General features: G+C 69.4%; 13 protein-coding genes. 3 read left to right on the top strand and 10 right to left on the bottom strand.

Annotated features, from left to right (window positions below):
* Positions 1 to 4 precede the first annotated feature (4 nt).
* From argS to xseA, 5 genes are all read right to left on the bottom strand, one after another.
* On the bottom strand, positions 5 to 1,807 hold the full coding sequence (gene argS, locus GGR11_RS00325; protein WP_183194820.1) for an arginine--tRNA ligase: 1,803 nt from the start codon (positions 1,805 to 1,807) through the stop codon (positions 5 to 7).
* Entirely contained in the window at positions 1,807 to 2,481 is a 675-nt protein-coding gene (locus GGR11_RS00330) for a Tat pathway signal sequence domain protein (RefSeq protein WP_183194821.1), read from the bottom strand. The genes argS and GGR11_RS00330 overlap by 1 nt, the downstream gene beginning before the upstream one ends.
* Positions 2,482 to 2,549: 68 nt before the next feature.
* Complete coding sequence (locus GGR11_RS00335; RefSeq protein WP_008261403.1) at positions 2,550 to 3,116, bottom strand: DUF3035 domain-containing protein; 567 nt, start codon at positions 3,114 to 3,116, stop codon at positions 2,550 to 2,552.
* Positions 3,117 to 3,290: 174 nt separating this feature from the next.
* Positions 3,291 to 3,797 carry a signal peptidase II gene (gene lspA, locus GGR11_RS00340; RefSeq protein ID WP_035307679.1) on the bottom strand — a complete coding sequence of 169 codons (507 nt, stop codon included), beginning with the start codon at positions 3,795 to 3,797 and terminating at the stop codon, positions 3,291 to 3,293.
* 57 nt (positions 3,798 to 3,854) lie between these two features.
* Positions 3,855 to 5,456, bottom strand: coding sequence for an exodeoxyribonuclease VII large subunit (gene xseA / locus GGR11_RS00345; protein ID WP_183194822.1), 1,602 nt, complete (start codon positions 5,454 to 5,456; stop codon positions 3,855 to 3,857).
* Positions 5,457 to 5,520: 64 nt separating this feature from the next.
* Here xseA and GGR11_RS00350 point away from each other — a divergent pair, with 64 nt between their 5' ends.
* On the top strand, positions 5,521 to 5,682 hold the full coding sequence (locus GGR11_RS00350; RefSeq protein WP_008261803.1) for a hypothetical protein: 162 nt from the start codon (positions 5,521 to 5,523) through the stop codon (positions 5,680 to 5,682).
* A 56-nt stretch (positions 5,683 to 5,738) separates the two neighbouring features.
* The gene (gene purD, locus GGR11_RS00355) at positions 5,739 to 7,013 is read left to right on the top strand and encodes a phosphoribosylamine--glycine ligase (RefSeq protein ID WP_183194823.1); all 1,275 of its coding nucleotides are present in this window, start codon (positions 5,739 to 5,741) and stop codon (positions 7,011 to 7,013) included.
* A gap of 3 nt (positions 7,014 to 7,016) precedes the next feature.
* Here purD and GGR11_RS00360 read toward each other — a convergent pair whose 3' ends face one another.
* Entirely contained in the window at positions 7,017 to 7,700 is a 684-nt protein-coding gene (locus tag GGR11_RS00360; RefSeq protein ID WP_183194824.1) for a murein L,D-transpeptidase catalytic domain family protein, read from the bottom strand.
* Positions 7,701 to 7,814: 114 nt separating this feature from the next.
* Here GGR11_RS00360 and GGR11_RS00365 point away from each other — a divergent pair, with 114 nt between their 5' ends.
* Positions 7,815 to 9,140, top strand: coding sequence for a metal-dependent hydrolase family protein (locus GGR11_RS00365; protein WP_183194825.1), 1,326 nt, complete (start codon positions 7,815 to 7,817; stop codon positions 9,138 to 9,140).
* On the opposite strand, the gene lpxK is transcribed toward GGR11_RS00365, so the two are convergent.
* The 4 genes from lpxK to GGR11_RS00385 are packed head-to-tail and all read right to left on the bottom strand — an operon-like array spanning position 9,125 to position 13,948.
* Positions 9,125 to 10,141: a tetraacyldisaccharide 4'-kinase gene (gene lpxK, locus GGR11_RS00370; RefSeq protein ID WP_183194826.1), complete on the bottom strand. Its 1,017-nt coding sequence runs from the start codon at positions 10,139 to 10,141 to the stop codon at positions 9,125 to 9,127. The two genes, GGR11_RS00365 and lpxK, sit on opposite strands and share 16 nt — an antisense overlap.
* Entirely contained in the window at positions 10,138 to 11,442 is a 1,305-nt protein-coding gene (locus GGR11_RS00375; protein WP_183194827.1) for a glycosyltransferase N-terminal domain-containing protein, read from the bottom strand. The genes lpxK and GGR11_RS00375 overlap by 4 nt, the downstream gene beginning before the upstream one ends.
* The gene (locus GGR11_RS00380) at positions 11,439 to 12,122 is read right to left on the bottom strand and encodes a DUF374 domain-containing protein (protein WP_183194828.1); all 684 of its coding nucleotides are present in this window, start codon (positions 12,120 to 12,122) and stop codon (positions 11,439 to 11,441) included. The genes GGR11_RS00375 and GGR11_RS00380 overlap by 4 nt, the downstream gene beginning before the upstream one ends.
* Positions 12,119 to 13,948, bottom strand: coding sequence for an ABC transporter ATP-binding protein (locus GGR11_RS00385; RefSeq protein ID WP_183194829.1), 1,830 nt, complete (start codon positions 13,946 to 13,948; stop codon positions 12,119 to 12,121). Before GGR11_RS00385 ends, GGR11_RS00380 begins: the two co-directional genes overlap by 4 nt.
* Positions 13,949 to 13,966: the final 18 nt, after the last annotated feature.

The following is a 13,966-nucleotide window of genomic DNA, read 5'->3' on the forward strand; positions in this document are numbered from 1 at the left end:
GCGGTCACATCCGTTCGGGCGTCTCGATCCCCAACAGGGTCAGGGCCGTCTCGAGCTGACGCAGGGCCGCAGCCGACAAGGTCAGGCGCGAAGCCCGCGTCGCCTCGTCCGGCGCGACCAGCACCGGGCAGGCGGCGTAGAATTTCGAGAAGGACTGCGCCACCCGATAGGCGTGCTCGGCCACCAGATGCGGCATCCGCTTGTCATAAGCGTCCGACACGGCGGTCGAGAAGGCGTCCAGCGTCAGGGCCAGATCGCGCTCCGCCTGTTCGGCGATGACGATGGCGCCGGCCGCCGCGCCCTGTTCGGCGGCCTTCCTCAGCAGGGATTTGATCCGAACCGACTGGTACAGCAGATAGGGGCCGGTCTTGCCCTCGAAGCTCATGAACCGGTCCAGATCGAAGACGTAGCTGGTGGTGCGGGCGTTCGACAGATCGGCGAACTTCAGGGCGGCGATGGCCACCTTGTGCGCGATGGCTTCGAATTCTTCCGGCGACAGGTCGTCGCCCAGCTTGGCTTCGTGCAGCCGTTCGCGCGCCTTGTCCGTCGCCTGGTCGATCAGGTCGCGCAGCTTCAACACCCCGCCCGCACGGGTCTTGAACGGCTTGCCGTCGGGACCGTTCATGGTGCCGAAGCCCAGATGCTCCAGCGTCCCTTCGGCGGCGTATCCGGCCAGATAGGCGGCGCGGAACACCTGTTCGAAATGCTCGGCCTGGCGTTCGTCGACGACGTACAGGGCCAGATCCGGCGCCAAGGCCTTCTTGCGGTCAAGGATCGTCGCCAGGTCGGTGGTGCCGTACATGGCTGAGCCTTCCGAGCTGATCACCAGCAGGGGCGGGGGCGAGGGGGCCTCGATCACCGAACCGTCGGCCAGCTTCTTCTTGCGGGTCTCGCCGGGCTTGGCGACATGCACCACCTGGGCGCCGTCGTCCTCGACCAGCAGACCGGTCGCCTTCAGATGCGCCAGCATCTCGGGCATTTGGGGGTCGGCGTCGCTCTCGCCGTTCCACAGGTCGAAATCGACCGACAGATCGCCGTATTCGCGCTTCAGCGCCTCACGGCTGACCGCCACGAAATGTTTCCACAGGGCGCGATAGCCGGGCCGGCCGTTCTGCAACTCCGCCGTCGCCTTGCGCGCGCGGTCGCGGAAGGTCGGGTCTTCCTTGGCCTTGCCCGCCGCCAGCGGATACAGCCGGTCCAGATCGGCCAGGGTCACCGGACTGTCGGCCGGGAAGGGCCCGTCGCCATCGACCAGGAAACCTTCCGCCAGCCCTTCGTCGCCACAGGCCACGATCAGCAGCCCCATCTGGAAGCCCCAGTCGCCGAAATGGGCGTCGCCGGTGACGTGGTCGCCGCGGAAACGGAACAGCCGCTTCAGGCTCTCGCCGATGATGGCGCTGCGCAGATGGCCGACGTGCATCGGCTTGGCCACGTTCGGACCGCCGTAGTCGATCACCACCTTGCGCGGATCGGCCACGACGGCGGCGCCCGCATGCTCGGCGTCGGCGGCCACCTCTGTGGCGCGTTCGGCCAGCAGCGCATCGGCCAGCTTCAGATTGATGAAGCCCGGTCCCGCCACCTCGACCGAGGCGAAGCGCGGGTCGGAGCTCAGCCGCTCGGCGATCCTGCCCGCCAGCTCGCGCGGATTGGCCTTCAACGCCTTGGCGGCGGCCAGGGCGCCGTTCGACTGGAAGTCGGCCAGGTCGGGGCGGTCGGACGGCGTGACGCGCGCCAGGGCCGCATCCACGCCTTCGGCGGCGAAGGCGGCGGCGACCGCTTCGCTGAGGACGGTCTTCAGATCAGCCATTATTGGTTCGGCGCAGAGGCTTGGGCCGGCACGCCGGCGTTGACGCGGAAGCGGCTGCCCGAGCGGTTGAACTCGGCCATTTCCGGCGTGACGTCGAAGCCGATCAGGACTTCGAAATTGCCGCCGCTGGTGTCGATGCCCGCGCGGGGGATCACGATGGTCCGCTGTTCATGGACCGAGGCGGTGCGTTGGCCGTCGAAATCCACTGGCAGGTCGAAATATTCCTTGGCCAGGATGGCGTTGTTGCGCTCGGTCACGGCGACCCAGTAGCGATAGGTCTTCTGGTCACCCGCCGCCTTTTCGCCACGGCCCAGCTCGAACAGGATGTCCATATCCAGGCGGATCGGATCGGCCTCGCGGTATTCGCAGTCAGCGGACACGCCTTCGATCTCGCCGGTGTAGGCGACGTTGGAGACGGCCGCGCGGCCGCCTTCCAGTTCGACGTAGCGGGCGGCGTCGTACAGCACCTTCACAAAGGGGCAGGGGCCGGCGTTGGGCCGGCGGCGCAAGGGCGCGATGCGCGGCGCGCGGCTGGGAGCGTTTTCAGCACCATCGGCCTGCTGGCCGCTGGAACCGCGATCACGCTGGCGCTGCGAGGTCTGCGCCTCGGCGGCGACGGGCAGGACAGCGGCCGCAATGGAGACGGCGGCCAGGGCGGAGAGCACGCGACGCATCAGTTATCTTCCGACAGCGAGAGGACCAACGCCGTGGCAGGCGTCCTTAGAAAAGAGGCGAAGAGGTCTTACAGACCGGGCAGCTTGAAGCCGCCGCTGCGACGCGGGGTGATGGTGATGGCCTGTTGGCCGCCGGTCAGGGCCTGAAGACGCGCGGCCTCGGTCGTGGCGTCGATCGTCGTCTGACCTTCCGAGGTCTGGCGAACGGTCGGCGCCTGGGTCGATGCGTCATCCTTGCGCCAGAACATCAGGCGGTTGGCGAAGCTTTCGTCCTTGTGCGCGATGTCGCCGAACTCGTCGTCGACGACATAACGGGCCAGGGGATCGGCCTGGTCGGCGCCGGCCTGGGCGACCAGGACCTGCTCGCCCGGGGTGCGGGTGACGGCCTGGCGCTGACCCAGCAGAATCTGACGGGCGGCGCTTTCAGGCGCGAGTTCCTGCGGACGCGGCTGGCCGGGTGCGGGCGGGCGAAGGCCGTACTCGGGCGGGACGCTGAGCGGGGCGGTGGAGACGGTCACGAACTCGTCCGGCACGACCTTGGTCAGGCCAATGCCTTGCTTGAGGCTGCCGCAGGCCGACACGGCGAGCGCGGCGGAGGCGGCGAGGGTCAGTACGGCGACGCTGCGGATACGCATGGGTTCAGGCTCTGATCGGCTGATGCTCGAAACGCCTCTACGGGCGTTGTTGGCATAGTGAAGACGGGGTGATTACGACTTTTCGGGGGCCGCGCCAACCTTCGAGCCTGATCCGCTGCGCCGGCGATCTCGCCGAGGCCGTGAAACGGGCTTTGGATCAGTCGAAAGCCGGTTTCAGGCCTTGGCGGCCTTGTCGGACAGGAAGCTGTCCAGAATCAGCAGAATGACGCCGATGGTGATGGCGCTGTCGGCGATGTTGAACACCCAGGGGAAGACGCCCGTGCCGGAGAAGTCGATGAAATCGACCACATAGCCGAAGCGGACCCGGTCGATGACATTGCCCAGGGCCCCGCCCATGACGAAACCGATGGCGGTGATCAGCAGGCGGCGATTCGACTGGGTCGCCCACCAGGCCAGGCCGGCCGAGACGATGACCGAGAAGATGGTCAGCCCCCAGCGCGCCTCGCCCCCGCCGAACAGGCCGAAGCTGACGCCGGTGTTCTGAACAAAGGTGAAGCGCAGGATCGGCGGCAGCACCTCGGCGAAGACATAGCCGGGCGGGATCTGGCTGATCGATGCGACGTCGGGCAGGCCCAGAATCCAGGCCTTGGTCCACTGGTCCAGCACGATGATCAGAAGGGCGAAGCCATAGGCGGCCAGGGCGATGCGAGGGATCTTCATGGGGCGGCGGTTAGCAGGAAGCGCCGCCGGGGCGAAGCGGAAAACGGACGGAACCGGTCAGAACAGGTCGCCTTGCCCCGGCGCGGCAGGCTTGGGCCGAGGCGCCGGCCGCGCCGGGGCGGACGCTGTACGGCCGTCGCCGCCGTCGATGATCGCGCCCCTTGCGCCGTCACCGAACACAAGACGCACTGCCTGGCCCGCCTCCAGCGTCGCTGCGGAAGTGATCCAGTCGCCGTCCGGATTTTCCACCCGCGCGAAGCCGGGCTTGGGCCGGCCGGGGTCCAGCGTGGCCAGGGCGCGCGTCAGGCCCGCCAGCCGATCCGCGTCCCGTTCCAGCCGACGCGGCATGACGCCGTCCAGCCGCGCCCCAAGCGCCTGCAACCGCGCCTCGCGTTGGTCCAGCCGACGATGCAGGGGGGCGGGCGACAGTCGCGCCGAAACCTGAAGCAGCCGCCGCTCGCCGCGCGCCACGCCGGCTTGCAAGGCGGCGCCCAGCCGGTCGCCCGCGCCGCGCAACCGGTCCTGTCCTCGCTCGATCCGCGCCCGCAACAGGGCGGGGCTCAGCTTGCCGCCCGTCACGGCCAGATGCCGTTCGTGCAGGGCGACATTGCGTTGCAGCCCCGAACCCAGCCGGCTGGCGGCGTTGTCCAGTCGCTGCTGCGCCAGGGCCAGCAGATCCTCCGGCCGCGCCGGCAGACCCCGCGCCACGGCGCGCAGCCGCGTGCGCCGATCCTCGATCAGCCGCCCGCCGGCGAGGACCATCCGCCGGTCCAGGTCGGCGACCGCATATCTCAGGTCCGCCAGCACTGGCGTCGCGATCTCGGCCGCCCCGGTGGGGGTCGGCGCGCGCCGGTCGGACACGAAGTCGATCAGGGTGGTGTCCGTCTCATGCCCCACGGCCGAGATGATCGGAATTCGCGCCGCCGCGACCGTCCGCGCCAGCCCTTCGTCGTTGAAGCACCACAGGTCCTCGACCGAGCCGCCCCCACGGGCCACGATCAGCAGGTCGGGGCGGGGGATCGGCCCATCGACAGTCATCGCGTCGAAGCCGCGGATGGCGTTCGACACCTGGCCGCTCGCCGCCTCGCCCTGGACCACCACGGGCCAGACGATCACCCGGCAGGGCCAGCGTTCGGCGATCCGGTGCAGCACGTCGCGGATCACCGCACCCGTAGGGCTGGTGATGACGCCGATGGTGCGAGGAAACTGGGGCAGGGGCTTCTTGCGCCCCGGCTCGAACAGACCTTCCTCGCGCAGCCGGACCTTCAGCCGCTCCAGTTGCGCCAAAAGGGTGCCGGCGCCGGCCGCCTCCATGCTCTCGATCACGATCTGGTACGACGACCGCGCCGGATACGAGGTGATCTTGCCGGTGACGATGACCTCCAGCCCCGCCTCCGGCTGGACGCCCAGGCCGCGCACCGATCCCTTCCAGATCACTCCGTCGATGGCCGACTTGTCGTCCTTCAGGGTCAGATAGATGTGGCCCGAGGCGTGACGATTGACCTTGGACACCTCGCCCCTCAGCCGGACGTGGCCGAATCGCTCCTCCAGCGTCCGCTTCAGGGCGAAGGACAGTTCGGAGATCGACAGGGGGGGATTGTTGTCGCGCGGGGCGGCGGCCTCGGCCGGGCCTTCGAACACATAGGAGTCGTCGCTCATCGGCCCATCCTAGCCTGCGTCGCCTCCTGCGGGAACAGGATCGACGCCGCCCCGTTCGGCTTTCATGGCCGCCGACCCCCAAGGAACCGATCCGGACGACCGCGACCCTCGCGAGCGCGACCTCATGCGTCGCAGCGGGGCGGGCGGCGCCTTGAGCCCTTGGCTGATCATCGGTGGGATCGCCCTGATCGGCCTGGTCGTCTACGTCCTTTCCGCCCTGTTCTGACGCTTCAGCCCGGCGGACGCTTGACCGCCCGACGCAGGCCCGTCATTGCCGACTTCATGATTATTCTTCTCGTCGGATCGGGCGGGCGCGAACACGCCCTGGCCTGGAAGATCGCCCAGTCGCCACTGGTCACCCGCCTCGTCGCCGCTCCCGGCAATCCGGGCATCGAGAAGCTGTGCGAGCTCCGTCCGGTCAAGGCCGACGACGCGGAGGGCCTCGCCGCCCTGGCCCGCGAGATCAAGGCGGACCTCGTCGTGGTCGGGCCCGAGGTCGCCCTGGCCGCCGGTCTCGCCGACCGTCTGGCCTCGGCCGGCATCCCTTGCTTCGGCCCCACCGCCAAGGCGGCCCAGCTGGAGGTGTCCAAGGCCTTCTCCAAGGCCTTCCTGGAACGCCACGAAATCCCCACCGCCGGCTACGGCGTCTATGACACGGTCAAGGACGCCAAGGCCGCGCTGGACGTGTTCAAGCCTCCCTATGTCATCAAGGCCGACGGCCTGGCCGCCGGCAAGGGCGTGGCCATCAGCCCCGACCGTCCCGACGCCGAAGCCGAGATCGAGCGCATGCTGGGCGGCCGCTTCGGCGCCGCCGGGGCCCGCGTCGTGATCGAGGAGTTCATGGACGGGGAGGAGGGCTCCCTCTTCGCCCTGTGCGACGGCAAGCAGGCCGTCCTGTTCGGCGGCGCCCAGGACCACAAGCGCGCCTTCGATGGCGACACCGGCCCCAACACCGGCGGCATGGGCGCCTATTCGCCCGCCCCGGTCTTCACCGCCGACCTGGTGCAACAGGCCGACGAACTCATCGTCCAGCCCACCATCCGCAAGATGGCCGAGGAGGGCGCCCCCTATCGCGGCGTTCTCTACGCCGGCCTGATGGCCACGGCCGACGGCCCCAAGGTCGTCGAGTTCAACGCCCGCTTCGGCGATCCCGAATGCCAGGTGCTGATGATGCGGATGGCCGGGGACATCGTCCCCTATCTGCTGGGCTGCGCGCGGGGCGACGTCTCCGGCCTGCCGTCCCCGGCCTTCAAGCCCCAGACGGTGATCTGCGTGGTCATGGCGGCCAAGGGCTATCCCGACAGCCCGCTGGAAGGCTCGATCATCCGCGGCGTCGATCAGGACTTCGGCCCCCACGTCCAGGTCTTCCACGCCGGGACCCGACGCCGCGAAGACGGCCAGCTGTGCGCCGCCGGCGGCCGCGTCCTGAACGTCTGCGCCGAGGGCGACGACATCGCCCAGGCCCGCGACCGCGCCTACGCCGCCATCAAGATGATCGACTGGCCGGGCGGCTTCAACCGCTCCGACATCGGCTGGCGGGCGCTGGACCGGGGCTGAGCCTTACGCCCAGGCGAACAGCAGCCGGCCTTCGCCCATGCGCTCGCGCAGTTCGGGAAGATCGGTGTGGGCGACCGAGAAACAGCCGTAGCTGCGCCCCAGCTTGCCTTCGCGCGCCAGGAAGTCCGGGTCGGCGTAGTCGGCCCCGTGGATGATGATGGCCCGCTCGCGCGCCCGGTCGTTGGAATATTCCAGTCCGTCCAGCAGGACGTTCGGTCCTTGTTGCGATCCCCAGCTGGCGCCGGCCGTGGCGTAGGCGCCGACCGAGGACATGTTGGAATCCGGCGTATTGGAGAAGCGCTGGGCGTAACCAGAGTGGCTGGGATCGGAACCGCGACCGTGGCAGGTGCGCAGAACCTTGACCTCGCCGGCGACCAGATCGACCTCGTACAGCCGCTCTTCGCCCGAGAATTTCTGGAAATCGACCAGATACATGCGGTCGCGAAGCGGGATCTTGTGGTGGTGAACGTCCAGCGCCGTCATGGCGCGTTCCATCAGTTCCTTGCGGACATGACCGCGCGGATCCAGCGGCGGAGGCGTCACGCTTACGGTCTGGATCGGGGCCGCAGGGGGGACGACCGGCGCGACTGTCGCGGCGGTGGTGAGCGGGGCCTTGGCGCTCGCGCTGGCGCAACCCGCCAACATGGCCGATCCGCCCAGAATAAGCCCTCGTCTCGATAGCCGCATGCGACGCCCTCGTTGCGGTTGGTCTTCAGGCGTGTTTGTTTCAAATGGTTACGGGCGAAGCAACCTGTGCCTTGTGGGGCCATTTTGCGGCGCACTTGTTCTGGGGAGGAATCGATGAAGCGTTTCGGTCTGGCGGCGGCGGCATGGGCGACCTTGGTCACGGGCGCGACGGCGCAGCAAAGCCCCGTAGGGGTTGGGGTTTCTCCAGAGCCGACGACGATGTTCGTCGAGGCCGGGCGATTGCTGGCCGACCCGTCGAACGGCGTTGTGCAGCGCGGTAAAACTCTCGTGATCAGAGGGAACCAGGTCGTCGAGGTGCGTGACGGCTTCGTCGGCGACCCGGCGCAAGGGCAGGTCATCGACCTGCGGACCGCGTTCGTCCTGCCGGGACTGATCGACAGCCACGTCCATCTGACGGGCCAGCAGAACCCCAATTCCCGTCTGGAAGAGGTCACCCTATCCGACGCGGATCAGGCCATGGTCGGCGCCCGCTACGCCCGCCGCACCCTGATGGCGGGCTTCACCACCGTCGCAGACCTGGGCGCCGGCAATCAGGCGATCTTCGCCCTGAGAAACGCAGTGCGGAACGGCGACGTGCCGGGACCGCGCATCATCGCGTCGGGATCGTCGGTCTCCATCCACGGCGGCCATGGCGACATCAACGGTTATCGCGACGATGTCATGCATTTGCTGTCGTCCGAGAGCATCTGTTCGGGACCCGAGGACTGTATGCGCGCCGTCCGCACCCAGGTCCGGGCCGGCGCCGACATCATCAAGATCACGGCCACCGGCGGGGTCCTGTCCAACACCGCCGCCGGTCTGGGCCAGCAGTTCAGCGACCCCGAACTGACCGCCATCGTCGACAGCGCCCACCGCATGGGCCGCCAGGTCACGGCCCATGCCCACGGCGTGGACGGGATCAACGCCTTCCTGCGCGCGGGCGGCGACTCCATCGAACACGGCACCTATCTGGACGACCAGTCGATCCGCCTGTTCAAGACCAACGGGGCCTGGCTGGTGCCGACCCTGCTGGCCGGAGATTTCGTCGCCCGCATCGCCTCGGGCCCCAACAATTTCTTCACCCCGGCCCAGACGGCCAAGGCGCTGGAGGCGGGGCCCAAGATGCTGGACATGGCGCGCCGCGCCCATGACGGCGGGGTCAAGATCGCCTTCGGCACCGACAGCGGCGTCTCCGCCCACGGCGACAATGCCCAGGAGTTCGCGCTTCTGGTCCGCGCCGGCCTGACGCCCCTGGAGGCGATCCAGGCGGCCACCGTCGGGGCCGCCGAACATCTGCGGATTTCCAGCGAGGCCGGAAAGATCGCGCCCGGCATGCCGGCCGACATCGTCGCGGTGTCGGGCGATCCGCTGACGGACGTGACCGAACTGGAGCGGATGAAGTTCGTGATGAAGGGCGGCGCGGTCTATCGCGCCGACTGAAGCCGCGCGTTCAGGAAGGCGGCGAACCCCGCCTGATCCTCGAAGCGGGCGACCACTGGCCAGGCCGTCACATCGGCCCGCTGGTCGGGCGTCAGCCGGACCCAGTCCTTTTCCGTTGTGACCAGACCGGCCTGGAACACCGCCGCCCGCTCCCGCAGGAAGGCCATGTCCTCGGGTTTATAGGCCGCATGGTCCGGGAAGGGGACGAAGTCCGCCAGGTCGCAACCCGCCGCCTTCAGCGACCGCTCGACCTTCCAGGGCTTGGCGATGCCGGCGAAGCCGACTTGCGGCCCGGCCGGCGGCGGACCTTCGGGCATCAGGCGGCACAGGAAAACGGGCAGGGCGCCGAAGGCCGCGACCAGTTCGGGATCGGCCGTCTCGACATCGGTGGGCAGCATCACCACCACGGCGTCGGCGCGCGCCAGTCCCGCCGCCAGGGGTTCGCGCATCGGACCCGATGGAAACACCGAGCCGTCGCCGAACGGCCATTCGTCCTCGCGCGTCTCGCCGTCCACGACGATCAGGCTGACGGTCTTCTTCAAGGCCGGGTTCTGATGGCCGTCGTCCAGCACCAGCACCTGCGCGCCCTCGGCCGCCGCCGCCCGCCCGCCCGCGACCCGATCCCGCGCGATCCAGGCGGGCGAAGCCTGCGCCAGCATCAGGGGCTCGTCGCCGACGTCCTCGGCGGTATGGACCTTCAGATCGACGCGCACCGGCCCCTCCAGCCGCCCGCCATAGCCGCGCGACAGGGCCTGCGCCTCTACGCCCGCCGCCCGCAGCAGTCGCAACACCTCGCGCGCCACCGGCGTCTTGCCCGATCCGCCCACCGTCAGATTGCCGACAGAAATCACCGCACAGCCCGGATCGACCGGGACCGCCCGCGCGATCCGCCGCGCCGTGACCCCGGCCCAGATCCAGCCCAGGGGCTTCAGCAGGGTGCGGGTCAGCCGGGCGTGGCTGCGGTCGCGGACATACCACCAGCGGGGGGTGTTCAGCTTCATCGGCCCGAACCCGTCCTGGTCCCCGTCTTCGGCGTCAGCGGCGACAGGAAGGCCCACAACCGGTCCAGTCCGCCGCCCGCTTCGGCGGCGGCGCGACGCGCGCGCTCGCCCATGGCCTTGGCCGCCGCAGGATCGGCCAGCAGGGGCTCGACCGCGCCGGGCAGGTCCCAGGGCGCCTGGACCAGGATCAGACCCCCCGCCTGGGCCAGGGCCGAGGTCACGGTGGCCCAGTTGGAGGCGTCGGGTCCGGTGATGGTCGGCCGCGCCAGCCGCGCCGGCTCCAGCGGATTGTGCCCGCCCACCGCCGGCAGGCCCAAGGCCGGAGCGAAGGAGCCGCCCATCACCACCACATCGGCCAGACGCAGGAACAGCCCCATCTCGTTCAGGGTGTCGGCCAGATAGACGTCGGTGTCTCGACCGATGGTCTCGCCGCGCGACCGCATGGCGAAGGCGACGCCCTCGCGCTGCAGGGCTGTGGCGATATGCGGTCCCCGTTCCGGATGGCGCGGCGCCAGGATCAGGCAGGCGCGGTCCGCCAGCTGATCCAGGGCGCGGACAATGGCGATTTCCTCGCCCTCGTGGGTGCTGGCGGCGACGACCACCGGCCGGTCCCCGATGGCGGCGCTCAGGCGACTGAAGGCGGCGGCGTCATGGGGCAGGGCGTCGCCCGCCAGCTTCAGATTGACCAGGCCGTCGATTCGCGCGCCCAGGCGCTCCAATCGCTCACCCGACGCCTGATCCTGGGGCAGGACCAGGTCGAAGACCCCGGTCAGCGCCCGAGCCGAGGCCGGAAACCGCGCCCAGCCATCGACGGTCTTTTCGGTGATCCGTGCGCTGACCAGCGCCAGCTTGACGCCGCGCCGATGCGCCTCCAGCAGCATGTTCGGCCACAGTTCGCTTTCAACGAAGATCGCCAGGCTAGGCCGCCAATGATCCAGAAACCGCGCCACGACGCCGGGCCCGTCGACCGGCGCATACTGGTGGACGACGCCCTTGGGCAACCGTTCGGCCAGAATCCGGGCGGAGGTCACAGTGCCCGATGTCACCAGCACAGTCAGATCCGGCCGGGTCTTCACGAACCGCTCGACCAGGGGCAGCAGGGACAGGGTTTCGCCCACGCTCACGCCGTGCAGCCAGACCAGATCGCCTTCGGGGCGTTCGGCGCGGGTGAAGCCCAGCCGTTCGTCGACGCGCGCGGGGTCTTCCTTGCCCCTGTGCGCGCGGGCGTCCAGCAGGCGCGGGGCGAGCGGCTCCAGCACGCGGGTCAGCAGTCGATAGGCCAGCAGAGGCAGGGGCGTCACGGCTTCAGCCCCGTGATCGCGTCGGCCCGCGCCTCAACCGCGTTCATGCGGGCGGTCCAGTCGGCGACGACGGCGGCCATGTCGGCGCCCTCGGGGAAGTCAGCGCGGTCCCAGACGATCGCCCCCTTGCCGAAGGGCAGGGGCAGGACGGCGCGGTCCCAACTGTTCAGGCGGATCGCTGGATTGCACGACAGGCCGATGAACAGGGCCGGCGCCTTCGACAGTTTCGCCATCAGGGGCAAGCCCTCGGCCATCGTATTGGCGGGACCGCGCGGGCCGTCGGGCGTCAGCGCCAGGGCGCCGATCTTCAGCTGTTTCAGCCCGTCGCGCAGGGCCAGCGACCCGCCTTTGGCGCGATCAATCTTGTCCTTGTTGGCCGACGAACCCCGCACGGCGGGAAAGCCCTGAAGCGCCACGGCCTTCGCGATGAACTCGCCGTCGGCCGACAGCGAAATCAGCCCCTTCGCCGGCTGCGCCCGTTCCAGCGGCCACGACGCCGGGGCCAGGCCGATGCGCGAATGCCAGAAGACGCACAGGACGCCGCCGCCCTGAGCCCAGACCTGTTCGGCGACCGCCTGGTTCTCGTGCGTCCAGCGAATGGTGGCGAAACAGAACTGCATCCACTGCGCCAGCAACCAAGCCAAGGCGGACTGGATGAAGGGATTGCGAAGGGGCCTCACGCGACGGTCTCGACCGTGGATGGCGTCCCGTCCAGAGACTGCTGACGGGCCAGGCGGGAATAGAGGCCTCCGCGTGCCACCAGGACGACGTGCGGCCCTTCCTCGACCACACGCCCGGCCTCGATCACATAGATGCGGTCGGCGTTGCGGACGGTCGACAGGCGATGGGCGATCATCAGGGTGGCGCGCCCTTCCATCAACCGGTCCAGCGCCGCCTGGACTAGGGCCTCGCTTTCGGTGTCCAGGGCGCTTGTCGCCTCGTCCAGCAACAGGATCGGCGCGTCCTTCAGGAAGGCGCGGGCGATGGCGATCCGCTGGCGCTGGCCGCCGGACAGACGCAGGCCCGCCTCGCCGGCGCGGGTCTCGTAACCTTCGGGCAGGGCGGTGATGAAGTCATGGGCGGCGGCCGAACGCGCGGCCTCCTCGATCTGGGCTTGCGTGGCGCCCGGCCGCCCATAGGCGATATTGGCGGCGATGGTGTCGTCGAACAGGAAGGGCTCCTGCGTCACCAGGGCGATATGATCGCGCAGGTCGCTGATCCGCAGTGTGCGCACGTCGCGGCCGTTGATCGTCACGGCCCCGCCCGTCACGTCATAGAAGCGCGGCAACAGGCTCAGGATTGTGCTCTTGCCCCCGCCGGACGGCCCGACCAGGGCCACGGTCTCGCCCGGCGCGACCCGCAGCGACACCTGATCCAGCGTCGGCGCCCCGCCGGGGGCGTAGGCGAAGGACACCTGGTCCAGCACCACCTCGACCGGACCGGGAGCCAGGGGCGCGGCGTCCGGCGCCTCGCGGATCTCGGCCTCGATGTCCAGGGCGCCGAACAGGCGGCGTGCAGCCGTGAAACCCTCCGCCATCACCGTCGCCAGATTGGTCACCTGGCGCAGGGCCTGGCCGGCGGCCAGCAACATGCCGATGAAGGCAGCGAAACCCCCCACCGTCATCTCGCCCGATTGCGCCCGCCATCCGGCGTAGGCCATCACAGCCGCCACCACGATATAGGCCACCAGATCGCTGGACGGTCCCGCGAAGGCGCGGGCGTTGGCGCCCTTGATGACGTGGCGCTGGCGACGCGCCACCACCTCGGCGACGCGGTCCTGCTCAGCCGCCTCGCGGTTTTCGATCTTGATCAGGCGAACCCCGTCCAGATTCTCCATCAGGGCGGTAGACAGGTTCTCGGTCTCGGCCATAGCGCCCTGCGCCGCCTTGCGCGTCCTGCGCCCGAACCGGCGCAGCACCAGCGCCACCAACGGCACCCCCAGCAGCACCACCATGGTCAGCTGCCAGTCGATGAACCCCATGTAGATCAGCACTGCGATCAGGGTCAGCAGGTTCTGGGTGTAGTTTACCACGCCCGAGGTGAAGGCCTCGCGCACCATATTGGCGTCGAACAGCACGGACGAGACGAAGCCGCCCGAATGCTGGCTGCGCAGCCGGGCCAGGTCGGCCCGGATCATGGCCCCGAACAGGCGAATCTGGATGTCGCCCACAATGGTGTGGCCCAGCCGGTTGACCAGGGCCGCCTGACCTAGCGCCGCCAGGGTCCGCATCACCGCCACCGCGAGAATGGCGGCCGGGATCCAGATCACGGCCTTGTCGGCCGGAAAGCTGATCACCCCGAACAGACTGATCGGCTCGGTCCCGCCCAGGAACAGGCCGTTCACCGCCGGCTCCAGCAACTTCAGCAGGGCCGCTGTCAGCAGGCCCGTCATCGCCGCGCAAAGGACCGACAGGATCAGCGATCCCTTGTGCCGGGACAGGTAATCGCGCCAGATCCGCGCCAGCAGGGCGCGCAGGGGCATGGTCTCGGAAGCGGGCGCGGTCATCGGCCTTCGGTCGTCCGA

Source organism: Brevundimonas mediterranea, assembly GCF_014196125.1.
Taxonomy (GTDB): Bacteria; Pseudomonadota; Alphaproteobacteria; order Caulobacterales; family Caulobacteraceae; genus Brevundimonas; species Brevundimonas mediterranea.